This is a genomic window from Candidatus Magnetobacterium casense, assembly GCF_019173545.1.
GTDB classification, from domain to species: domain Bacteria; phylum Nitrospirota; class Thermodesulfovibrionia; order Thermodesulfovibrionales; family Magnetobacteriaceae; genus Magnetobacterium; species Magnetobacterium cryptolimnobacter.
The window spans coordinates 1-1,602 of the sequence record NZ_JABXWD010000603.1 but is presented as its reverse complement, the minus strand read 5'-3'; the positions used below and the strand labels follow the sequence as shown (position 1 = coordinate 1,602).

Below are 1,602 nucleotides of genomic sequence, written 5' to 3'. Positions count from 1 at the left end.
CTTCGGACGTTGACGGGCCGGACCTGGAATGAATTCCTACAAGCAGAGGCTAGGAAGAAATCTGGGATCCGTCTTGATAATACTACGCCTAGAGACTTTTTTCAGATTGTCGCCTTGAAGTATTTTCACGAGCCGGAAGAGGCTTTGGTAAGGCGATATGGGAAGCCAGTAGTCAACTCGTTGAAGCGGATATTTGCGGAGGTAGAGAAGGAACATGGACCGCTCTTCAAAGCAGAATGATAAGTCGAAGTTCCAGATAGAGGAACCTCCTACCCTTTTGGAAGGTCAGACTCAAGGCGTAGGTGATATTACGCAGGCTCAGCAGATTGTCGAAGAGGTCCGTAAACCTAAGTTTCAGCTGACGATCCCGGATATGGCGATCTTCGACACGGCGCCTAAACCCCTTATTGAAGAAGCTCCTGTTGTGTATGAAGAGGCCATTGGGGACCAAGGGTTTCTGTCACAGTATGCCAAAGCGCATGCGGAGCCGTATGCTAAAACCTTCGGGGAGCTGAAGAGTGATGTAAAACAGGCCTGGACCTCCACTGGGCAGTTTGTTCAAGGTGTTTCTAATCTGTTAGTAGGAGATTGGTTAGGCAACCCAGAAAGGATACATGAGGCCTTTGCCTCCGGCAGCAAGGACAAAATTCTACAGGCCCTAGATGGGATGGCATACGATCTTACTTTTCAACTGGCTGACTTGGCAATGGGTAAGACGGCTCTTATATCAAAGACCGCCCTGCAAAATTATAGAGCAGCAGTGGCAGGTCAGAATGCTATCAACCCTAGACAGATTGCCAAGCAGGTTAATCAGATTGTTCCGGGAGCCCTCTCCTCAAAAGTACACAGCATGTGGGAGGTTCTTACCTCACCCGTAGCACGGGGAGCAGATGCTGTCTTACATAAGAGGTTCTTGCCCTCGACGGAAGGGTCGAAGTCTATTGCTGAGGTATTTCAGCCGGCCGTAGAAAGGTTGGAGTCGACAGGCCTAGACGTGCCTTTCAGGCGTACATCGGCTCTAAAGGCTGTAGCTTCCGAAAAGGGGAAAGAGTTGGGGCAGAAGCTAGCTAATATGCCTCTCCGTAGTAGGTATGAGGTGTATAAATACCTTCGGGGTCTACCTGCCAATGCGCCGGAAAAGAAGTTAATGGAGGACTGGAAGCATTCGTTTGCCACCGGCAATATGGAAAGAGAGTTTGTCCATTCTTTTAGAAAGACCCTCAAGTCAAAGATGAAGGATGAGTTCCTTCTTGGGGAGGAGCAGTTCTTTCGTCTGCCAGCAGCCGAGAATTTTATCCGGACCCTGGACCAATCATTGAGTGGGCCGTTCGACGCTAAGAAGGTACAGAAAGCTTTAAAGGGTGCCATCCAGGATGTTAATACTCCAAATGAGCTGAAGTTTCTAGCTCGAGACTTGTATAACCTACCACATTCGACCCCTATGGCAGTAGCTAATGCTTCGAAGGATGCCTCAGTTACTTTTTTAACTAACAACCTTAAAAGGATGGGTGTTGTTCAGGACACTCTCCCCCAAGGAGCTAAGTTAGGGGACGACTGGTGGATTAGTAAGTTTCCCCACCTCAAAGACAGTTATGTGCCGCG

At 48.9% G+C, this 1,602-nt stretch carries 2 protein-coding genes; both read left to right on the top strand.

Annotated features, from left to right (window positions below; genetic code table 11):
• Positions 1-240: hypothetical protein (locus HWQ67_RS17995; RefSeq protein ID WP_218254073.1), on the top strand; the 240-nt coding region annotated here is incomplete at its 5' end.
• On the top strand, positions 215-1,602 hold a 1,388-nt coding region (locus HWQ67_RS17990), incomplete at its 3' end, for a hypothetical protein (RefSeq protein ID WP_218254072.1). The genes HWQ67_RS17995 and HWQ67_RS17990, both read left to right, overlap by 26 nt.